The following is a 21,029-nucleotide window of genomic DNA, read 5'->3' as shown; positions in this document are numbered from 1 at the left end:
TCGTCACCTCCGCGGGTCGACGTGCACCTTCGGACCCGGTCCGCCCGCCGGATGCTTCCCGGCCAGCACCGACCCCACGTGATCGAGGCTGACCGTGGCGGCGACCAGCGGGCGGGCATCCACGGTGCCGGAGGCGAACCCGGCGATCGCGGCATCCAGCCCGGGTGACGCGCTCAGGATGCCCGTGGCCGTGACATCCTTCAGCAGCAGCTCGCGCGTGTCGACCGTGCTCGGCGTCGACGCGATGCCGATGAAGACGACGCGACCGCCCGGCTGCACGAGGTCGACCGCGCGTGCCGCCGTAGACGCATCCATCGCCGCGTCGATCACGGCGTCGAACGGAACGTCTGGCAGGGCATTCCACCCTAGCCATGCCGTGAATCCGAGTGACCGCGCGAAGTCGACGGATGCCTGCGACACCCCGACCAGCTGAACGTCGGCTCCCGCGGCCCGCACGAACATCGCGGCGAGCAGGCCGATGGTGCCTGGGCCGACCACGAGCACGCGTTCCGCCCGACGCCCGGTTGCCAGCGAGAGAGCCGCCTCCGCGGCCCGGAGCGCGTTGCCCGCCGGCTCGACCAGTGCGCCGAGCATGTCGTCGACCGCGTCGGGCAGTGCGTGCAGCGAACTCGCCGGCACCGCGATCCGCTCGGCGAGCGCGCCCGCACGACCGCGCCGAATGCCCACCTCTTCGCGGTCGGCGCACACGTGCTGTCGCCCGCTGCGGCACAACCGGCAGTGCCCGCAACCGAGCATCGTGTCCCCGGTGACACGGCGACCCAGCCACGAGGCATCCGCTCCGGCCCCGAATTCGGTGACCACGCCCATCCACTCGTGGCCGATGCGCACCGGATATCGGGCGTTGCCGTCGTGCAGGTACGCCATGTGACCGGTGTAGAACTCGACGTCGGTGCCGCACACGCCGGCGCGACGGACGTCGACGACGACCTCGCCCGGCCCCGCGACAGGCTCCGGCACGTCGGCCACCTCGGCCGCGCCGGGCGCCGTGATCACGAATGCGCGCACCGCTGCCTCCGTCTTCCGCGATGAGGATGTCGCCTCGAGACTATCGGCGGGGCCGAACCGCGACCGAGCGGCGCCGAGCGATCAGCGTGACCGCCGCCGCGGCCAGAACCGCTGCGGCAGCGGCGCCGACGAACAGCCAGCTGAAGCCCGAGGTCAGCGCGTCACCCTTGGAGCCGCCGGATGCCATCAGCCCAGCCGTGCGGGTCGCCGCGATCGTGGAGAGAACGGCGAGCCCCAGCGCACCACCGACCTGCTGACTGGTGTTGACGAGCCCGCTGGCGAGCCCGGCATCCGATCCGGATGTTCCATCGACTGCGAGGTCGGTCGTCGCGATGAAGGATGCCCCGAGGCCCGCTCCGATCGCGATCGTCGGTGCCAGCAGCGAACCGACGAAGGTCGCGTCGGACGGGGCGAGCGAGAGCCACACTAGCCCGGCGGCGAGCACCAGTAGCGCCACGACGAGCACCCGACGTGATCCCATCCTGGCGATGACGTTCGGCACAGCTCCCGCGGTGATCACGAGCGCACCCGCCAGGGGCAGCTGGGTGAGACCGGACTCCAGCGCGCTGTAACCGAGCACCTGCTGCATGTAGACGGAGAGCGCGAAGAACGTCGCGGTCGTCGCGGCGCCGAGGAAGAACATGGCTGCGTTACCGCCGGCCACGGTAGCCAACCGGAAGATGCGCAGTTCCATGAGCGGCTGGGTGGTGCGCCGCTCGATCACGACGAATGCTGTGAGCAGGACGACAGCGATCGCGAAGAGTGCGATCACGATCGGTGCAGCAAAACCGATCTGCTCGGAGAGGCTCAGCGCTCCGACGAGAGAGACCAGCCCTCCCGTGACGGTCAACGCCCCGGCAAGGTCGAGGCGCATTCTCGTGAGCATGTCGTCTCGCCCGACCAGGAACGGCAGCACAACGAGCACCAGTAGGCCCGCCGGCACGTTGACGAAGAAGATCGCCTCCCACCCGAAGACTGCAGTCAGCACGCCGCCGAGCAGCACGCCGGCGGCGCTTCCGATCCCGGCGACCGCTCCCCAAACACCCAGAGCCTTGGCACGATCTGATGCCGCAGGGAAGAGTCGCGTCACGAGCGCCAGCGAAGCGGGCGCGAGGAGCGCTGCCGACGCGCCCTGCACCGCTCGAGCGACAAGCAGCACGCCACCGTTCGGGGAGAGTCCGGCGAGGGTCGAAGCGGCGATGAAGCCGGCCACGCCGATCAGGAACACGCGACGGTGGCCGAACCGGTCTGCGAGTCGACCGCCGAGCAGCAGCAGTCCGCCGAACGGTAGGACATACGCCGTGATCACCCAGCTCAGCTGCGCCGTGCCGAGATGCAGGCTCGTCCCGATCGAGGGCAGGGCGATGTTGACGATGGATGCATCGAGCACCACGAGGAACTCCGCGATCGCCAGGATCGTCAGCGAGATCCACCTGCGTCGCGCACTCTCTCGCGAAGCCGCCTCTGCCCGCTCCGCCTTCGCGTGGGCTGCACTCTCCATGGTCATGATCTCTTCGTCCTTTCCTGACCCGATTCGAGACCTCTCCGTCAAGTGAGTGATTGCTCAATCACTCACTTGATCAAAGGAATGGCGCATCGTGCGCCACTGGTGAGTGACTGTACACTCACTGCCGTGGTATCGCAAGGGGTGAGTGTATGATCACTCACATGCCGACACTGTCCACCTCAGACCAGCGACGAGAGACCGTGGTCGCCGCTGCGATCAGCGCTTTCGCCCGGAGCGGATATCTCGGAACGCCCACCACCGCGGTGGCGCAGGAAGCCAAGATCTCGACGGCCTACGTCTTCAAGCTCTTCCCGACCAAAGAGGCCCTCTTCGTCGCGGCACTCGCTCGCTGCTTCGAGCTCATCGAGCAGACACTCGAGCGTGCCGCCGCCGAGGCGCAGGACCAGACATCCGACGGGATACTCGACGCGATGGGTGAGCAATACGCTCGGCTCATCGCCGACCACGATCTGCTCATGATGCAGGTGCACGCCCAGTCGGCGAGCGATGTCGAAGTGATCCGTTCGGCACTTCAAGACGGCGTCGGCCGGCTCACGCGCTTCGCCTCGACGCGGTCGGGCGCGAGCGACGACGCCATCCAGCGATTCATGGCCTACGGCCAGCTGTGTCACCTGATCGTGACGGCGGGTCTGGATGCGGTGGACTCACCGTGGGCGCGCGGGCTGGTCGAAGGCATCCGGCATCCCGCGGGCCCGACGAAGGGCTGAGGGTATCTCCGGGCGGTCTGTGCTTCCTACTGCGCCAAGCCGATGCCGAGCCCGACGGCGCTGGCGGTGCTGAGCACCGCGCGCACCAGGTTCCACGCGGCCCAGCGCACCTCGCCGAACCGCCGGCGCACCGAGGCGGCATCCGCTCCCGGTGCCGCGGCGGCGGCCTTGAGCGCGTTGTTGACCGGCAGGTGCACGGCGACCGTGATGACCACGGATGCCACGGTGCCGGCCAGCGCACCCGTGGCCCACGCGCCGCCCGCTTCGCCCCACGCCGCGACGGCGGCGAGCGCACAGAGCACCGGCGCACCGAAGAAGATGACCAGGAGGAACCACGGGTTCACGATCGCGCGGTCGAGCGCGGCGAACGCCGTGACGAACGTGCGGTCGTCCACGCGCCGCAGCCCAGGCATCACGACGAAGGCGTAGAGCTGGAACACGCCGGCGAGGAGCCCGGTCGACACGGTCGCCGCGACGAAAGCGGTCGTGGTGAGGATGTCTTGCATCCGTCGACCGTAGCGGAGACCGGCGACGGGTCCCTTGCCGTCCGACGAGAATGGGCGGGTGGCGGAGACGATGCGGGCGGTCGTGTACGACGAGGTGGGCGGAAAACCGGGCATCCGCGAGGTCGCTGTTCCAGAGTGTCCGCCCGACGGCGCGCTCGTGCGCGTCGAGGCGACGGGCGTCTGCCGCTCCGACTGGCACGCGTGGCGCGGGCACGACCCGGTGCCGCTGCCCATGATCCCGGGCCACGAGTTCGCCGGGGTCGTGGCCGAGGTCGGTCCAAAGGTGGTGGGATTCGCTCGTGGCGACCGTGTCACCGCACCCTTCGTCAACGGCTGTGGCCGCTGCGAGTGGTGCCGGCGCGGCGACGCGCAGGTCTGCCCCCACCAGACGCAGCCCGGATTCACCCGCGCCGGATCGTTCGCCGAGTACGTCGTCGTCACCGCCGCGGACACCAACCTGGTCGCCTTGCCGGATGCCGTGAGCATGGATGCCGCTGCCTCCCTCGGTTGCCGCTTCGCGACCGCCTTCCGCGCGCTGACGGTCAGCTCCCGCGTGCGTCCCGGCGACGAGGTGGCCGTCTTCGGCTGCGGCGGCGTCGGCCTCTCCGCCGTAATGATCGCGACAGCGCTCGGCGCGAGCGTGACGGCGGTCGATCTGTCCGATGCCGCGCTCGACCGCGCCCGCGAGCTGGGCGCGACCCACCGCGTCCGCGTGACGGACGACGATGCCGCCCTTGAGCGAGCGATCATCGAGAGCACCGAGGGAGGCGCGCACGTGAGTGTCGATGCGCTCGGATCGGCACGCACCGCCGCCTCCGCGGTGCGGAGCCTGCGCCGGCGAGGATCGCACGTGCAGGTCGGCCTCATGCTCGGCGGCGATGACACGGCCCCTCTGCCCTGGGGCCGCGTCATCGCCTGGGAGCTCACGGTCGCAGGCTCGCACGGTATGAGCGCGCGAGACTACCCGGAGATGCTCGCCATGATCGCCGACGGTCGCCTGGATCCCGCCGCCCTCGTCGGTTCGGTCACCGACCTCGAAGGCGCGGCCGACGCACTGGTCGCGATGGATGCGTCACGGCCGTCGATCGCGGGCATCACCATCGCGCGTCCGTAGCACGCTCTCCTATTCCTCGGATCCCGTCATCGCCTTCGCCGCCGCGCCCATCAACGTCGCCGTCGAGCTCGGGAACACAACGCGCAGACCGTCGTAGTCCGGGTACAGCGTGCCGTCATCGTTGAGCGCGGTGAGCAGCCAGAACTGGAAGCCGTTGAGGCCGGAGGTGCGTGCCGCGTCCACCCACGTCTGGTACGCGGCGTCTCTCGTCGTCTCGTCGGCACTCACCGGCGATTGCCCCATGGGCAGCCCGAACTCCTCGAGCACCACCGGCTTCCCGATCGCTGCGGCCGCTTTCGCGTGTGCCTGAATCCACTCCGTCCCCCAGGCGACGGGATCGGTCTTCTCACCCCAACCGAGTGGATAGAGGTGCACCGTGCCGTAGTCGATCGCGGGAAGCGACGTGAGCTTCACCCAGTCGTTGCCCTCGTACCCGCCGTACGGGTAGTCCGACGACGAGGCATCCAGTCCGAACCCCTCGTCGCCGAGCGCCACCAGTTGCTGGGGAGCTAGCGACTTCACGTACCGGCTCACGGCATCCGCCCAGGCCAGCAGCGGTGCACCGCCGCTCTTGCCGAACCCCGTGCCGGCCGACCTGTTGCGCGGCTCGTTGGCCAACTCCCAGGTCATGATCGTCGGATCCTGGTTGTACTTCAGCCCGGTGTACCGGTTCCGGCGCGTGATCACGTGGCGTACGTACGCAAGGTAGGCCTTGCGGATGTCTGGGTCCGTGTAGAAGAGATCATGGTTCGGCGTGTTGCCGGTGGAGTCGCCGTATTCGTCGTTGGCCAGTTCGGGGTGGAACCACTTGACGTACTCCGGCATGCCGCCGTAGTCGCTCCAGTTGTTGGTGAGAGTGAGCACCAGGCGCAGACCGAGCTGGCCCGCCTTGTACACCGCGTAGTCGAGCGAGTCGAATGCAGCCTCGTCGTAGACATACGGCTTGGGCTGGAGCACGACCTGCTGGCCGCCGTCCGTGCCGTCGCTGAACGCCCAGCAACGCACCGCCTGCAACCCGATCTGAGCCGCGTTGTCCAGCGCGCTGTCGATGCGGTAGTGGGATGCGACATGCAGGTAGTACGTGTTGGTTCCGCCGAAGCGCCACGCCTTGTCTCCTACGCGAAGGTCGCGGCCGGCCCTGGCCACGAAGTCCCGGTGGAGCGCGCCGAAGGCGTCCGGCCCATCGGCTGCCGACGTAGCGCCGGATGCGGGGGCGGCGTGAGCGATCGCCGGCGTTGCGATGCTGGCGGCGAGTGCGACGATGCCGAGGCCTCCACCTGCGAGTACGCCGCGGCGGCTCACACCCTGAGGCTCAGCGCCTGGATCGGAGACAGAAGGTCGTTCGGATGCGGTGGACATGAATCTCCCTCGATTCGATGAATCCGGGGTTGACGGAACCCCGAGCCGCCGCATCGGTGCGCAACGCTACTACAACTGCGGCGCTCGATGCCAGAGTGAGGGCGGCCGATGTGCCGTTGACTCGCAGCCCTGCCCGGTCATCGTCCTGCCAACAGCCCAAGCCGTGTTTCCACGGAATCTCGAAACAACCCCAATCGGGTGTAGACAGCTCGGTTCACGCGAGCGTAGACTCGCGACTGTTTTCACGGCAGGGGGCTTGGTGAAGATGGACGGCGTCGGGGGCCGCTTCTCCTCGGCACTCAAGATCGCTCTCGGAGCGTTGGGTGTCACGGGGGGCTTGCTGCTGCTCGCACTCGCTTTCGGGGCTCACTCGGCATCGGCCGAGACGCCGACCACCTCGTCACCGCCGGCCTCGCAGCCGGGCGCCTCGCAGCCGTCGGGCACCACTCCCGCACCGGGGCTGCTCAGCACGGTCGGTTCCACACTCAATGCCGTAACCGCGCCTGTGACGAACACGGTCGCATCCATTCCGGCATCGACTTCCGGGATCGTCGCCCCCACGGTCGAGACCGTCATCCACGCTGCGCCGACCTCCGTGCAGCAGCTCGTTCAGCCGGTCGCGCAGACCATGGATGCGACCACCGGGACGATCTCCGCCTCCGGAACCCTCGAGCCGGTCGCGAACGCGGTGGACGGCATCGTGTCTTCCGTTCCGGTCGTCGGCGGGACACTGCACGCGACCCTCGGGACGCTTTCGAGCGTCACGACTCCCCTCGCGGGCACGGTCGATGGCGTGCTGTCCTCCGTCGATGCGACGACCGCATCCGTGACGGCGGCCGCGATGCCTGCGAGCACCTCAGCGTCGTCCCCGATCGAGTTCATGTCGACCGGAGCGGCCGACGTTTCCCGGAGCGCTGACGCTGCTGCGGCGATCGGATCGCTCGCTTCTTCGCCGCTTATCGACCGCACACTGGAACCCGCCGGCAACTTCGGCCTGACGTCCACGTCCAACGCACCTGAGCCGTCGACGCCGGTTCCCTCGACGCCGACGTCTCCTCCGGGAGCCACCGGCCAGCCCACCACTCTGCGTGGCGGCGGCGGTTCGCCCGGCGGCACCGCACTCGCGGGCGTGCTCGGCCTGAGCGGTCCCGCCCCGCTGACTTCGCACTCCACCGCGAGTGCCGGCGACGACGACCTCCCGTCGATGCCGACGTACGACACGGACTGCTCCCCCGACTGATCACGTCGCGCCGTCCTGCCTTGACGGTCGTCGACTGCGCTGAGGCGCGTTCGACAGGCACGACGGATGCTCGGGCATCCGCTCTCCGGGACCCTCACGGCGGCGCATCCACCTTCCCGCTTCGGGTGCGGGCGCGGATGCGGACGACGGCACATCGCGCTCGTGCGCGGCTTCGGCTGCGGTGCGGGCGAATCGATCGGTCGTTCATTCAGATCTAGGGGAATGTCATGAAGAAATGTGTGTCGAGAGGGCTGATGTTTGCAGCCGTGCTCGGCGGAATCTCATTGGCGGGGGTGGGCGCGGCGAATGCCGCCGAACCCTCGGCGGGCGGCACGGACGGAACAGGTTCCGGCGGTGTGCCCGACACGTTCAGCGGGCCGTCATCGCTCGTCGGCAACCTGCTCGGCGGCGTCGACCATGCGCTGAGCGGAGTAATCAACTCGGTCGCACCCGTGGTCATCTCGCCCACGAGCTCGCCGGCGGCTCCTGCGCCCGCCACGCCGCCCGCACCGACGGTTCCAGCCCCGGCACCGTCCGCTGCGACCAGCGGAGGCGCTCAGACGGCTCCGTCGGCACCGTCGGCCGGCCTGCAGTCGGATGCCTCGACATCCGGTGCAGTCGCCGTCACGACGAACGACGCGCCGGCGCCGGCTGCGACGACGACATCGGCAACAGGAACGGCGACGGCCGGTGTGACACCGTCGGCGGCTTCGGTGATCTCGGGCACGGTCGGCGGCGCACTCGGAACGCCGAACGCCGGAACGATCGGAGAGGCGATCGAGGCGATCGGTGCAACGAGTCGCCGCATCACCGGGTCGAATAGTGCGATCAGCAACCCGGTGGGCGTCGTCCCCAACGTGGGCGGATCCCTCGGCGGCGTGACGAACTCGCTGCCCTACCTCGAGAACACCACCGACACGCTGGGCAGTCGTCTCACGGATGTCACCGCGGGCGTTCCCGGCGCGGCGGATCCGGAGGGCGGCATCCCGGATGTCGGTGGCATGGTGAGCGGCCTGCTCGGCGACGTCACCGACGTGCTTTCGGGTGCCACCGACTCGAGTTCGGAGGTCACTCCGGGAGGCAACAACTCCGGAGTGGTTCCCGGCGGACTGAACGGGGCGCCATCCGGAGTCGAGCTTCCCATCCCGGGAATCGGCAGTGTTCGGGCGGGCACCACACCGAACGGCGGGGTCTCGATCGGGAAGAACCTCGACGTCGCAGGGGTGAAGGATGTCTGGGATCTTTCCGCAGGACCGGCAGGTGCGTCGACGGCGGATCGCATCGGAACGGACAAGCTGAACGTCTATGTGAAGGGTGCCGTCCCGACCGATGGAACCAGCCCGTCGGCGCAGGTCACGCTTCCCGCGCTGGGCGGCCTGGCCGGCGGCGGAACGCTCCCGGGCGGTCCGCTTCCGGGTTCCGGATCGACTCCGGGCAGCGGTGATTCCGGTGTGGTGCCTGGTGGTCTGAACGGCACACCCTCCGGTGTGACGCTCCCGATCCCGGGCGTCGGCACGGTTCGCGCCGGCACGACACCAAACGGCGGCGTCTCGGTCGGAAAGAACCTCGACATCGCGGGAGTGAAGGACCTCTGGGATCTCTCCGCAGGACCGGCGGGGGTCTCCACCGCGGACCGCATCGGAACGGATGACACCAATGTCTACGTGAACGGTGCCATCCCGACCGACGGGACCAGCCCCTCCGCGGAGGTCACCCTCTCCGGACTGGGTAACGTCGGCGGAACCATCCCCGGTACCGGGTCGAACCCTGGAGGCTCCAACCCGGGCGGATCGGATCCGCTCGGATCACTTCCGGTCGTGGGCTCGATCTGGGATTCACTGACGGGCGGCCTCCCCACTGGCAGCGCTCCGGGCACCGGGTCGAACCCGGGCGGATCCAGCCCGCTTGGCTCGATTCCTGTGGTCGGCCCGATCCTGGACGGACTCACCGGTTCCCTTCCAGGCGGCACCGGCTTGGGGTCAGCCCCCGGCGGCGGTGATTCCGGTGTGGTGCCTGGTGGTCTGAACGGCACACCCTCCGGTGTAACGCTCCCGATCCCGGGAGTGGGCACGGTTCGCGCCGGCACGACACCGAATGGTGGCGTCTCGGTCGGGAAGAACCTCGACGTCGCGGGAGTGAAGGACCTCTGGGATCTCTCCGCAGGACCCGCCGGCGTCTCCACGGCGGACCGCATTGGAACGGATGACGCCAATGTCTACGTGAACGGTGCCATCCCGACCGACGGGACCAGCCCTTCCGCGGAGATCACCCTCCCCGGACTGGGTAACCTCAGCGGAACCGTCCCCGGCACCGGGTCCAACCCCGGTGGAACGGGCGTCCTCGGTTCTATTCCCGGGGTCGGACCCGTCCTGAGCGATCTCGCCGGGTCGCTTCCCGGTTCCGGAACTGCTCCGGGCAGCGGTGACTCGGGTGTGGTGCCTGGTGGTTTGAACGGCACACCCTCCGGTGTGACTCTCCCGATCCCGGGCATCGGCACCGTTCGCGCCGGCACGACACCGAATGGCGGCGTCTCGGTCGGAAAGAACCTCGACATCGCGGGAGTGAAGGACCTCTGGGATCTCTCCGCAGGACCGGCAGGGGTCTCCACCGCGGACCGCATCGGAACAGACGACACCAACGTCTACGTCAACGGTGCCATCCCGACCGACGGGACCAACCCCTCCGCGGAGATCACCCTCCCCGGACTCGGCAACCTCGGCGGCTCGCTGCCCGGCGGAACCCTCCCCGGCGGAACGAACCCCGGCGGAACGTACCCTGGCGGATCGGACATCCTCGGTTCAATCCCGGTGGTCGGCCCAATCCTGGACGGACTCACGGGCTCACTCCCCGGTGGGACGACTCCGGGTGGCGGCTCCAACCCGGGATCCGGGTCCAACCCTGGCGAGTCGGACCTGCTCGGATCGATCCCCGTCGTGGGACCCGTCCTGGATGAACTGACCGGCTCGCTACCCGATGGTTCGCTGCCCGGCTCGGGATCGACTCCGGGCAGCGGTGATTCCGGTGTGCTGCCTGGTGGTCTGAACGGCACACCCTCCGGTGTGACGCTCCCGATCCCGGGCGTCGGCACGGTTCGCGCCGGCACGACACCGAACGGTGGCGTCTCGGTCGGAAAGAACCTCGACGTCGCGGGAGTGAAGGACCTGTGGGACCTCTCCGCAGGACCCGCCGGTGTCTCCACCGCGGACCGCATCGGAACAGACGACACCAACGTCTACGTGAACGGTGCCATCCCGACCGACGGGACCAGCCCTTCCGCGGAGGTCACCCTCCCCGGACTGGGTAAGCTCAGCGGAGCCATCCCCGGCACCGGGTCCAACCCCGGAGGCACGAACCCTGGGGGCTCCGACCTCCTCGGTTCAATCCCTGTCGTCGGACCAATCCTGGACGGACTCACCGGATCGCTCCCCGGCGGGACGACTCCGGGCGGCTCCAAACCCGGTGGATCCAACCCCACCGGATCGAACCTGCTCGGATCGATCCCCGTCGTCGGACCAGTCCTCGACGGACTGACCGGATCGCTCCCTGGCGGGACGACTCCCGGCGGTTCCAACCCCGGTTCGGGCTCGAACCCCGGCGGAACGGACCTGCTCGGATCGATCCCGGTGGTCGGCTCGATTTGGGACTCGCTGACGGGCGGGCTTCCGAATGGCCGCAATCCCGGCAGTGGATCGAACCCTGGAGGCACAAGTCCGCTGGGCGCAATCCCCGTCGTCGGCCCGATCCTGGATGAGCTCTCCGGAACCATCCCCGGCAGCGGGACGAACCCGGGAACCGGATCCAACCCCGGCGGAACGGACCCGCTCGGATCGCTTCCGGTGGTCGGCCCAATCCTGGGCGGACTGACCGGATCGCTTCCTAGCAGCACGGTTCCCGGATCCGGATCCAACCCCGGTTCCGGGAGCAATCCTGGCGGAACGACCCCCGGAGGCACCGACCTCCCCGGATCGATCCCGGTGGTCGGCCCTATCCTGGACGCACTCACCGGGTCCCTGCCCGGCGGCAGCATCCCCGGTTCCGGATCCAACCTCGGGTCCGGGTCGAACCCTGGAGGCTCAAACCTCCTCAGTTCGGTCCCTGTGGTCGGACCGTTTCTCGATTCCGTTGCGGGCAACCTGCCCACCGGCGGCGCGTCCGGCAGCGGATCGGGCTCGGCGGGTTCCGGAGCCTTGGGTTCACTTCCCGTGGTGGGAACCATCGTGCACAGCCTGACGAGCAGTCTGCCGTCGGGCTCCACGGGAACGGGAGGCAACCAGGGAAGCGGCTCCAGCACGCCGGGTTCGGGCACGGCCGGTTCGAGTTCCGGTGAGGCCGGCTCGATCCCGCTGGTCGGCAGCCTTCCGGTTGTCGGACCGATCCTGGATGCCGCGACCGGTGCCCTCACCGGGGCATCCGCTCCGGCAACAGGCGCCGGCACCACGGGTGGCACAACCGGCACGGGCACAACCGGCACCGGCACCACTTCGGGAACCGACACGGGCGGCACCTCCGGTGACAGCGCCGGAATCGCCGCCCTGCCGATCGTCGGGAGCACTTTCGCATCCGTCGTCGACCCGGTGACCCACGTCGCGGACGACGCGGCCGGCATGGTGCTCGGTGCGAACGGCGCCGATCCTGTTTCGGGTGTGGTCGGAAGCGTGGTCAGCGTTCCGGTCGCAATGGCCGACGCGCTGCTCGGCTCCGTGACCGGTAGCTCGTCGTCCACCGGAAACGGCGGCACGACGGGTGGCACGACCGGCACCACGGGAAGCACCGGCGGCACCGCAACCACGGCCGTGGCCGCCTCGGCGGGCTCCGCAGCACCGGCATCCGCGCTCTCGGCGGGTTCGAGGGTCGGAGCCGACGCCAGCGGTTCGGGCGTCGGGCCGTCCGTGAACACCGGCGGTGAACTGGTGGAGAACGGCAACTGGGGTGCTGTGGGCATGGCGGCGCTCGCCCTGCTGGCGGCCCTGGGTGCCGCGTTCGGCCTGCGTCGCAAGCCGCGGGTCGAAGGGTCAGAGACGCGTTGATCCGTTCACGAAGGATGATGGTGGCCGTGGCGCTGGTCGCGGCCGCCATCATCCTCGTCGCCGGGGCGGTCGGAGTCGTCGCGACTCGGGCCGTCCCCGCGAGCGGGCCCGTCGACCTCAAGGGGAACGTCGTGCAGCTGGATCCGGGCGACACACCAGCACCTCAAGTCCTGCAACGGATGCACGCCGTCACCAACACGGGATCACGGTTCGTCGTCCCCTCCGTCGGCCTGGATGTTCCGCTCGGCTCCCTCGACGTCGTCGACGGCGAGATCACGCCGCCCGGCTTCACCTCCGCATACCGCGTCGACAACCTCGGCGTGCCGCTCTCCCGTGCCGGCACGGGATCCGTCTTCGTCGTCATGCACTCGCTCCGCAACGGGGGCGTGGGCCCGGGCAACTACCTGATCGACGTGGATGCCGAAACATCGCGGGTGCGTCCGGGCGCGGTCATCCGCGTGGGAGGTCTCACCTACACCGTCACCGGATCGAAAGCGCTCAAAAAGAGCACAGTGCCGGCCGACTCATCACTCTGGGCGAACACTCCCGGACGCCTCGTCGTATTCACCTGTCTGCAGGTGCCGGCGCAGACCGAGTCAGTCGACAACCTGGTCGTGTTCGCAAAGCTGGACGTTGGTGCGAGCCGGTAGAAGTGCTCCTCACTACGGAAACGAAGCGTTGCTTCGTTTCCGGCGAGGGGGGAGTTGTCCCTATCGCCCCTCCACACGCCGCTTCGCGGCGCGCGGAGCCTCCGGCGATGGGGGCCCACCCCCAAGTGCGGCTTCGCGTCCTCCCGAGCGCACGAATGAGGAGAGCCCCCGGTTTCCCGGGGGCTCTCCTCATTCGTGCGCGAGGGGGGAGTTGAACCCCCACGCCCTCACGGGCACACGGACCTGAACCGTGCGCGTCTGCCTATTCCGCCACTCGCGCTGATCCGTCGACACTTGCGTGCCAACCCAGCGAGATTAGCATGCACCGTCGACCGATGCCATTTGACCGCTTGAGCCCAGCACTCGAGAATTCCAGGCCGAGATTGTCGTGATGGCTCGATCAAAAGGCATCCCGGGACGGGCATTTCCCATCCGAAGCGAAATCGGGGACCCGAGGTGCCGCTTCGAGCAGAAATAGCAACAACGAGGGTCCGCCATTTCCCGCCACCGCCACCACACTGCTCCTACTGCCAGCGCCGAATCCCTCCACACGCCGCTCGCCCCAGCCCCGGCCCACACGCGGCCATGCCCGGGGCCCTTCACACGGTCTGCGGCTAACATGCACATAGTCGTCGGGCAGATCGGGAGACCTGTGGGCATTCTGGACAGTTTCGAGAAGGGCCTCGAACGCGCCGTCAATGGTGCGTTCGCGAAGACCTTCCGGTCCGGCGTGCAGCCTGTCGAGCTCACCAGCGCTCTTCGTCGTGAGCTCGACACGAAGGCGGCCGTGGTCACGCGTGACCGCATCCTCGCCCCTAACGACTTCACGCTGAGCCTCGCCCCCGGCGATTACAAGCGCATGAGGGCCATGGGTCCCGCGCTCACCGACGAGCTCACCGACTTCGTGCAGCAGCACGCTCGCAAGCAGCACTATCAGTTCGCCGGCGGCATCTCGATCACGATGCAGCCCGACGAGTCGCTCTCCACGGGCATCCTGCACGTCGAGTCGCAAAACGTGAAGGGCGACGTCGCCTGGGTGCCGGTGCTCGACATCGCCGGCAAGCGCTACCCGCTGACCAAGGGCCGCACCGTGGTGGGCCGTGGCCGTGAGGCCGACATCACGGTGGATGACAGCGGCACTTCCCGCAAGCACATCGAGATCGCCTGGGACGGCTCGCACGCGCAGGTGCGCGACCTGGGCTCCACGAACGGATCCCAGTTGAACGGCCAGCCGGTCAAGAAGGCCGTTCTCGAGCCCGACTCGGTCATCACCATCGGACGCACCCGCATCGTGTTCCGCGTGTTGCCCCAGGCATCCGCCCGCCGCCCCTCCGCTCCCGAACCGGACGACATCACCCGCCGGCACGACATCGACGGGTTCTGGCAGCGATGACCGTCAGCACGCTCACGCTGCTGGTGCTGCGCATCGGATTCCTCCTGCTGCTGTGGCTCTTCGTGTTCGCCATCGTCTACGCCCTGCGCAGCGACCTGTTCGGGCAGCGGGTGCGCAAATTGCAGACGGATGCTCAGCCCACCCCGTTCGCGAACGTCGCCTCCGCGCCTCCCGCCGCGGCATCCGCCCCGACGCCTGCATCAGGCATGGCCGCAGGCTCGATCGCCACTCCCGATCATCCGCTCGCCGGCCTCGCCCGCCCCACGACCGGGCCGGTCGAGCAGCAGAGCCCGACCGGGCGTGGCTTCCGCGACGAACCGACCGGGGCCTTCACGGGTCGCACCAGCTTTCCGAACCGTCCCATGGCCACCGTGCTCACCGCCAACAAGCTCGTCATCACGTCCGGTCCACGCCGCGGCACTGAGGTGCCGCTCGGCAACGAGCCGATCACCATCGGCCGCTCCGGCGAGTCGGGGCTGGTCATCCGCGACGACTACACGTCCACCCATCACGCCCGGCTGATGCTGTGGAACAACGAGTGGATGATCCAAGACCTCGACTCCACCAATGGCACGTTCCTCGACGGTCAGCGAGTGACCGTTCCCACGCAGGTTCCCCTCGACGCTCCCATCAAGATCGGCACGACCACGTTCGAGCTGCGGCGGTAGCGGGTGACCTCGATCAGGGCCGCTGCGGCGTCGCATGTGGGCAAGGTGCGCTCGAACAACCAGGACTCCGGCTATGCCGGAGCCTCGCTTTTCCTGGTGGCGGATGGCATGGGCGGTCACGCGGGCGGCGATGTGGCGTCAGCGATCGCGACCAACCGCATCAAGGAGATCGACCACGACTACCCGACCGCCGAGGATGCCCAGGTGGCGCTGCAGTCCGCGCTGCTGGCGGCGAACGGGCTGCTCGCCGAGACGGTGTTCGAGCATCCGGAGCTCACCGGGATGGGCACGACCGTCAGCGCGCTCATCCGCGTCGACGGCAAGGTCGCCCTCGCCCACATCGGCGACTCCCGCATCTACCTCTTGCGCGACGGCGAGCTGAAGCAGGTCACCACCGACCACACGTTCGTGCAGAGACTCGTCGACACGGGGCGCATCACCGAGGAGGAGGCGCTCACGCACCCCCGCCGGTCCGTGCTGATGCGCGTGCTCGGCGACGTCGATTCCTCTCCCGAGATCGACACCTGGACGCTCGACACCATGCCAGGCGACCGCTGGCTGATCTGCTCCGACGGCCTGAGCGGAGTGGTCAAGCAGGAGTCCATCCAGACCGTTCTCGCGCACGTCGACTCCCCGAAGGCCGCCGCCGATCGCTTGGTGCGGGCGAGCCTGGATGCCGGTGCTCCCGACAACGTCACCGTCGTCGTCATCGACATCGACCGCGCGATCGACGGCGTGCGCGAACCGGTCACGGTGGGATCGGCATCCGCCCCCGTGCAGTTCGAGCATGAGGCGACCACGCACACGCGTGCGCTGCGGCTTCCCGCGCTACGCCTGCATCCGTCCCGGCCCGCCACCGGTCCGACGCACTTCGAACCGCAGACCGACGATTACCTCGACGAGCTCATCGAAGAGGATCAGCGCAGGGTGCGCCGCCGCCGGCTCACCTGGCTGCTCAGCGCGATACTGCTCGTCGTCGCCATCGTGCTCGCCGGCATCCTCGGTTACGAGTGGACGCAGTCCCGCTACTTCGTGGGCGAGTCGCAGGGCAAGGTCGCCATCTTCCAGGGCGTGCAGCAGAACCTCGGGCCGATCGCGCTCTCGCACGTGCACACCAAGACCGACATCCTGGTCGGCAGCCTGAGCGCCTACGAGAAGCAGCAGGTCGAAGACACCATCAACGCGTCGTCGCTGCACGACGCCGAACGCATTGTGAGACAGCTTTCCGATGACAGCTCCGGCTAGCGCGACGGCCTCGACCGCACGCTCCGGTGCCACGACCGCACCGGTGCGGCGCATCCGCCTGCCCAAGAAGCTGCGCAACGTCGAGCTCGCCCTGCTGATCTTCGCGTGCGCGATCAACGCGGTCGCGATCGCGCTCGTCGAGCTCGGCGCGCTGGGGCACCTCGACTTCACGCTTCTCTACCTCGGCGCCGGGCTCTCCGCGCTCGTGGTGGCGATGCACGTGGTCATGCGCTACCTGGCACAGGATGCCGACCCCTTCCTCCTTCCTATCTCCACACTTCTCAACGGGGTCGGGATCGCCGAGATCTACCGCATCGACATCGCCAGGGGCGACTCCGGCTGGGAGTCGGCGGCCGTGCGTCAGATCGTGTGGACCGCGATCGCCGTGATCTGCGCCATCGGCGTCGTCATGCTCATCCGCAACCACCGGGTGCTGCAGCGCTACACCTATGTGTTCGGGTTCGGGGCGCTGGTGCTGCTCATCCTGCCGATGCTGCCGCTGATCGGACGCCAGGTGAACGGCGCCCGGGTGTGGATCGGCATCGGGCCGTTCAGCTTCCAGCCGGGCGAGATAGCGAAGATCGCGCTGGCGATCTTCTTCGCCGGGTATCTCGTCCAAGCGCGCGACTCCCTGTCGATGGTCGGCAAGAAGGTGCTCGGGGTGCGGTTCCCGCGGCTGCGTGACCTCGGCCCCATCCTCGTGCTCTGGGCCGTGTCGATGGCCGTGATCGTCTTTCAGCACGACCTCGGCACGGGCCTGCTCTACTTCGGACTCTTCCTCGTGATGATCTATGTGGCCACGGCGAGGGTGGGCTGGGTCGTCATCGGCCTCGTGCTTTTCGTGGGCGGCGCGTTCATCGCCAGTCGCATCCTCGACTACGTGCAGGGTCGCTTCCAGAACTGGCTCGAGCCGTTCAACGACCACGTCTACAACGCCACCGGCGGCAGTTACCAGTTGGTGCAGGGCATCTTCGGCCTCGCTCACGGCGGCCTGCTGGGCACGGGACTCGGGCAGGGACGACCCAACATCACCCCGCTCGCCGAGAGCGACTACATCATCGCGAGCCTGGGCGAAGAACTCGGCCTCATCGGCATCTTCGCCATCCTCTGCCTCTACCTGCTCTTCGTGTCCCGCGGCTTCCGCGTAGGGTTCGCCAGTCAGGACGACTTCGGCAAGCTCCTCGCCGTCGGCCTCGCCTTCACCATGGCGCTGCAGGTGTTCATCGTGATCGGCGGCATCACCCGGGTCATCCCGCTCACCGGGCTCACCACGCCGTTCCTCGCCGCCGGCGGATCGTCCCTGGTCGCCAACTGGATCATCGTCGCCCTCCTGCTGCGCCTCTCCGACACCGTCCGCAACCAACCAAGGCTGGTGGTGTGACTCGTGAACAAGGAGATCAAGCGCGTCAGCATCGTGGTGCTGTGCATGTTCCTGGCGTTGTTCGTGTCGACATCCGTGATCCAGGTCGGCGTGGCCGACAGCCTCAACGCGGATGCCCGCAACACCCGAACCCTCGACGACAGTTACAACGTGCAGCGTGGCTCGATCCTCGTGAACGGCCAGCCGGTGGCGCAATCGGTGCCGAGCAACGATTCCTACAACTACCAGCGCCAGTACCCGCAGGGACCGCTGTATTCCTCGGTCACCGGATTCTTCCCGATCAGCGGCGCGCCGACCGGCGTCGAGGGCGCGATGAACAGCGAGCTGAGCGGAACGTCGAACGACGCCTTCTTCGACCAACTGCAGAACCTGGTGACGGGCAAGCATCCGCAGGGCAACTCCGTGGAGCTCACGATCGACCCGGTCGCGCAGAAGGCCGCCTACGACGCCCTCGGCTCGCAGCAGGGCGCGGTCGTGCTGCTGCAGCCGAAGACCGGGCGCATCCTCGCCATGGTCTCCAAGCCCGACTTCGACCCGAACACGCTTGCGGTGCACAACGTCAAGCAGGTGGATGCCCTGTACCAGCAGCTCCTCGACGCCCCCGGCGAGCCGTTGATCAACAAGTCGATCAACGAGCTGAACCCCCCGGGGTCGACGTTCAAACCGGTCGTGCTGTCGGCCGCGCTGGAGAGCGGCGACTACACGCTCGACTCACAGATGCCCAACCTGTCGAGTCTCACGTTGCCGGGCACGAACACGAAGATCTACAACGACACGTTCAGCACGTGCGGCCCCGGCGACACGGTCTCGCTCGAGACCGCGCTCATCCTCTCCTGCAACATCCCCTATGCCGAGCTGGCGATGAAGCTGGGATCGGATGCCATCAAGGCGCAGGCCGAGAAGTACGGCTTCAATCAGAGCTTCATGGTGCCCATGCGCACTTCGGCCAGCGAGTACCCCGGCTACAGCAGCCTGGCCGACACCGCGATGAGCGGATTCGGGCAGAAGGACGATAAGGCGACGGCGCTGCAGATGGCGATGAATACGGCCGCGATCTCCACCGGCGGCGTGGTGATGAAGCCCAGCCTCATCGAGTCGGTTCTGACCCCCGACCTACAGGCCCGGGAGTCGTTCAAGCCGACTCAGTTCGGCCGGGCGACGAGCAAGAACACGGCCGACGCCATCGCCCAGACCATGGTCAAGGACGTCTCAGAGGGCGTCGCGAGCAATGCAAGAATAGACGGGGTCAAGGTCGGCGGTAAGACCGGTACCGCACAGAACGGCTCTAAAGACCCTTACACCCTGTGGTTCACCGGGTTTGCGCCGGCGAACGATCCTCAGTTCGCGGTGGCGGTCGTGGTCGACAATGGTGGCGGACTAGGTCAGAGCGGTGACGGAAATTCCGTCGCCGCTCCGATCGCGAAGAAGGTACTTGAGGCGGTGCTTGGCAAATGAGACCCACGGCAGGGCTCACGTTCGGCGGACGATACGAACTCCAGTCGCGGATCGCAGTCGGCGGCATGGGCGAGGTCTGGCAGGCCACCGACCTCGTCATAGGCCGTCAGGTCGCCATCAAGATCCTCAAGGATGAGTACCTCGGCGATCCGACCTTCCTCGAGCGCTTCCGCTCTGAGGCAAGGCACGCGGCACTCGTCAACCACGAAGGCATCGCCAACGTCTTCGACTACGGCGAGGAAGACGGCAGCGCCTACCTCGTGATGGAACTCGTGCCGGGCGAGGCGCTGTCGAGCATCCTGGAGCGCGAGCACACGCTCTCCACCGACAAGGTGCTCGACATCGTGGCTCAGACGGCCGCGGCGCTGCACGCCGCACACGCGGCCGGCCTGGTGCACCGCGACATCAAGCCGGGCAACCTTCTCATCACGCCGGATGGCCGGGTCAAGATCACCGACTTCGGCATCGCCCGCATCGCCGACCAGGTTCCGCTCACCGCGACCGGCCAGGTGATGGGCACGGTGCAGTACCTGTCGCCGGAGCAGGCATCCGGGCATCCCGCGTCACCGACCACCGACATCTACTCGCTCGGCATCGTCGCCTACGAGTGCCTGGCCGGCCGCCGCCCGTTCACGGGCGAGTCGCAGGTGGCGATCGCGATGGCGCAGATCAACGAGCAGCCCCCGCCGCTGCCTGTCACGGTCAGCGAGCCGGTGCGCAACCTGGTCTACGCGTGCATCGCGAAGAACCCGGCCGAGCGGCCCTCGTCGGCGGCCCACCTCGCGCGCGCGGCGACCGCACTGCGCCGCGGCGACATCCAGGCGGCCGCGGCAGCCGTGCCGGCGGTGCTCGGCGACGAGACCGACACGACACGGTTCAACACGCTTCTCCTCCCTGGCGGCGCTGCTGCCGCCGCGGCTGGCGACACGCAGGCGACGACATTGCTCTCGGCAACCGAGACCGCCGAGGAACCCGCGGAGACCAAGAAGAAGCGCAGCCCGTGGACCTGGCCGCTGATCGCGCTCATCGCGCTGCTGGCGATCATCCTGATCGCGACCCTCATCGCGCTGCTCACGCAGGGCCACGGCAACCCGGCTCCGTCGACATCGCCCCCGGCGTCCACCCCGTCCGTAGTGCACACAACACCCAAGACGACGCCGACGAAGACGCAAGCGACGACAGGCACAATCAACCGAGGCGACTACCTGGGTAAGACGTACGATCAGGCGGTGGCAGCGTTGAACGCAGCCGGCTTCCAGAAAATCACGCGGAACGTGGGGACCGCCGCTCCGTCCGCTGACAAAGTGAACACGGTTTACGACATCAACCCCACCGGAACCGTGCCGTTCTCCACCACGATCACTCTCACCATCTACGACAATGTCACGCCGCCTTCGGCACCGACGGACTCAGTCACCCTGGCGGGCGGCAAGGCGACCGTGGGCCAGCCCGCGACGTTCAACTTCGGTTCTGCTCAGTGCCCCGCCGGACAGACCCTTACGGGCCGCCAGCTCTACGTCGACGGCGCGGGGGTCGGACCGACCACCGGCAGCCAGCAGCAGTACACGTTCAGCGACACGAAGCCGCACAACGTCACCTACACGATCTTCTGCGGGCAGTCGGTCGAGTCGGCCCAGTCGCCGCCCCTGCAGGTCACCGCATCCAGCGGCAGCACGCCGACTCCGTAGAGGTCTGGGCGTTCACCCACCGCTCGACGCGGTGTACCGAAC

The 21,029-nt window shown here is 68.2% G+C and carries 15 protein-coding genes and 1 tRNA gene; 11 read left to right on the top strand and 5 right to left on the bottom strand.

What is annotated here, in order from left to right; genetic code table 11:
- Positions 1 to 3: 3 nt before the first annotated feature.
- Both ACYVI5_RS18500 and ACYVI5_RS18495 read right to left on the bottom strand, forming a co-directional pair.
- The gene (locus tag ACYVI5_RS18500) at positions 4 to 1,026 is read right to left on the bottom strand and encodes a zinc-dependent alcohol dehydrogenase (protein ID WP_460581529.1); all 1,023 of its coding nucleotides are present in this window, start codon (positions 1,024 to 1,026) and stop codon (positions 4 to 6) included.
- A gap of 40 nt (positions 1,027 to 1,066) precedes the next feature.
- Complete coding sequence (locus ACYVI5_RS18495) at positions 1,067 to 2,533, bottom strand: efflux MFS transporter permease (protein WP_460581528.1); 1,467 nt, start codon at positions 2,531 to 2,533, stop codon at positions 1,067 to 1,069.
- 161 nt (positions 2,534 to 2,694) lie between these two features.
- On the opposite strand from ACYVI5_RS18495, the gene ACYVI5_RS18490 reads away from it, so the two are divergent.
- Positions 2,695 to 3,261 (top strand): TetR/AcrR family transcriptional regulator, encoded by a 567-nt coding sequence (locus tag ACYVI5_RS18490; protein WP_460581527.1) that lies wholly within the window; start codon positions 2,695 to 2,697, stop codon positions 3,259 to 3,261.
- 26 nt (positions 3,262 to 3,287) lie between these two features.
- Here the strand turns inward: ACYVI5_RS18490 and ACYVI5_RS18485 are convergent, their stop codons facing one another.
- A complete protein-coding gene (locus ACYVI5_RS18485; protein WP_460581526.1) occupies positions 3,288 to 3,767 on the bottom strand; it encodes an anthrone oxygenase family protein in 480 nt (159 codons plus the stop codon).
- 70 nt (positions 3,768 to 3,837) lie between these two features.
- Between ACYVI5_RS18485 and ACYVI5_RS18480 the strand changes: the two genes are divergently transcribed.
- On the top strand, positions 3,838 to 4,881 hold the full coding sequence (locus ACYVI5_RS18480) for a zinc-dependent alcohol dehydrogenase family protein (RefSeq protein ID WP_460581590.1): 1,044 nt from the start codon (positions 3,838 to 3,840) through the stop codon (positions 4,879 to 4,881).
- A gap of 9 nt (positions 4,882 to 4,890) precedes the next feature.
- Here the strand turns inward: ACYVI5_RS18480 and ACYVI5_RS18475 are convergent, their stop codons facing one another.
- Entirely contained in the window at positions 4,891 to 6,183 is a 1,293-nt protein-coding gene (locus ACYVI5_RS18475) for a glycoside hydrolase 5 family protein (protein ID WP_460581525.1), read from the bottom strand.
- Between the two features lie 316 nt (positions 6,184 to 6,499).
- Between ACYVI5_RS18475 and ACYVI5_RS18470 the strand changes: the two genes are divergently transcribed.
- From ACYVI5_RS18470 to ACYVI5_RS18460, 3 genes are all read left to right on the top strand, one after another.
- Complete coding sequence (locus tag ACYVI5_RS18470; protein WP_460581524.1) at positions 6,500 to 7,480, top strand: hypothetical protein; 981 nt, start codon at positions 6,500 to 6,502, stop codon at positions 7,478 to 7,480.
- A gap of 254 nt (positions 7,481 to 7,734) precedes the next feature.
- Positions 7,735 to 12,507, top strand: coding sequence for a beta strand repeat-containing protein (locus tag ACYVI5_RS18465; protein ID WP_460581523.1), 4,773 nt, complete (start codon positions 7,735 to 7,737; stop codon positions 12,505 to 12,507).
- A gap of 17 nt (positions 12,508 to 12,524) precedes the next feature.
- The gene (locus ACYVI5_RS18460) at positions 12,525 to 13,157 is read left to right on the top strand and encodes a class F sortase (protein ID WP_460581589.1); all 633 of its coding nucleotides are present in this window, start codon (positions 12,525 to 12,527) and stop codon (positions 13,155 to 13,157) included.
- Positions 13,158 to 13,353: 196 nt separating this feature from the next.
- On the opposite strand, the gene ACYVI5_RS18455 is transcribed toward ACYVI5_RS18460, so the two are convergent.
- Positions 13,354 to 13,437, bottom strand: a tRNA-Leu gene (locus ACYVI5_RS18455).
- A gap of 372 nt (positions 13,438 to 13,809) precedes the next feature.
- Between ACYVI5_RS18455 and ACYVI5_RS18450 the strand changes: the two genes are divergently transcribed.
- Genes ACYVI5_RS18450 through ACYVI5_RS18425 form a run of 6 tightly spaced genes read left to right on the top strand, consistent with a single transcriptional unit; the run spans position 13,810 to position 20,987 of the window.
- Positions 13,810 to 14,550, top strand: coding sequence for an FhaA domain-containing protein (locus ACYVI5_RS18450; RefSeq protein ID WP_460535192.1), 741 nt, complete (start codon positions 13,810 to 13,812; stop codon positions 14,548 to 14,550).
- Positions 14,547 to 15,218 carry an FHA domain-containing protein gene (locus tag ACYVI5_RS18445; RefSeq protein ID WP_460535190.1) on the top strand — a complete coding sequence of 224 codons (672 nt, stop codon included), beginning with the start codon at positions 14,547 to 14,549 and terminating at the stop codon, positions 15,216 to 15,218. Before ACYVI5_RS18450 ends, ACYVI5_RS18445 begins: the two co-directional genes overlap by 4 nt.
- A gap of 3 nt (positions 15,219 to 15,221) precedes the next feature.
- Positions 15,222 to 16,463 (top strand): PP2C family protein-serine/threonine phosphatase, encoded by a 1,242-nt coding sequence (locus tag ACYVI5_RS18440; protein ID WP_460581522.1) that lies wholly within the window; start codon positions 15,222 to 15,224, stop codon positions 16,461 to 16,463.
- The gene (locus tag ACYVI5_RS18435) at positions 16,447 to 17,844 is read left to right on the top strand and encodes an FtsW/RodA/SpoVE family cell cycle protein (protein ID WP_460535184.1); all 1,398 of its coding nucleotides are present in this window, start codon (positions 16,447 to 16,449) and stop codon (positions 17,842 to 17,844) included. The genes ACYVI5_RS18440 and ACYVI5_RS18435 overlap by 17 nt, the downstream gene beginning before the upstream one ends.
- Before the next feature lie 3 nt (positions 17,845 to 17,847).
- Positions 17,848 to 19,299: a peptidoglycan D,D-transpeptidase FtsI family protein gene (locus tag ACYVI5_RS18430; protein WP_460581521.1), complete on the top strand. Its 1,452-nt coding sequence runs from the start codon at positions 17,848 to 17,850 to the stop codon at positions 19,297 to 19,299.
- Positions 19,296 to 20,987: a serine/threonine-protein kinase gene (locus ACYVI5_RS18425; RefSeq protein ID WP_460581520.1), complete on the top strand. Its 1,692-nt coding sequence runs from the start codon at positions 19,296 to 19,298 to the stop codon at positions 20,985 to 20,987. Before ACYVI5_RS18430 ends, ACYVI5_RS18425 begins: the two co-directional genes overlap by 4 nt.
- The last annotated feature ends 42 nt before the right edge of the window (positions 20,988 to 21,029 follow it).

Source organism: Humibacter ginsengisoli (assembly GCF_054780095.1).
Note: the sequence above shows the minus strand (reverse complement) of the source record. Positions and strands in the feature narration are given on the sequence as shown.

Excerpts from the sequence above, each read along its gene's own strand:
- ACYVI5_RS18460 (WP_460581589.1), top strand. The coding sequence starts at position 12,525 with ATGGTGGCCGTGGCGCTGGTCGCGGCCGCCATCATCCTCGTCGCCGGG.
- ACYVI5_RS18485 (WP_460581526.1), bottom strand. The coding sequence starts at position 3,767 with ATGCAAGACATCCTCACCACGACCGCTTTCGTCGCGGCGACCGTGTCG.
- ACYVI5_RS18480 (WP_460581590.1), top strand. The coding sequence starts at position 3,838 with ATGCGGGCGGTCGTGTACGACGAGGTGGGCGGAAAACCGGGCATCCGC.
- ACYVI5_RS18495 (WP_460581528.1), bottom strand. The coding sequence starts at position 2,533 with ATGACCATGGAGAGTGCAGCCCACGCGAAGGCGGAGCGGGCAGAGGCG.
- ACYVI5_RS18435 (WP_460535184.1), top strand. The coding sequence starts at position 16,447 with ATGACAGCTCCGGCTAGCGCGACGGCCTCGACCGCACGCTCCGGTGCC.
- ACYVI5_RS18490 (WP_460581527.1), top strand. The coding sequence starts at position 2,695 with ATGCCGACACTGTCCACCTCAGACCAGCGACGAGAGACCGTGGTCGCC.
- ACYVI5_RS18425 (WP_460581520.1), top strand. The coding sequence starts at position 19,296 with ATGAGACCCACGGCAGGGCTCACGTTCGGCGGACGATACGAACTCCAG.
- ACYVI5_RS18445 (WP_460535190.1), top strand. The coding sequence starts at position 14,547 with ATGACCGTCAGCACGCTCACGCTGCTGGTGCTGCGCATCGGATTCCTC.
- ACYVI5_RS18465 (WP_460581523.1), top strand. The coding sequence starts at position 7,735 with ATGTTTGCAGCCGTGCTCGGCGGAATCTCATTGGCGGGGGTGGGCGCG.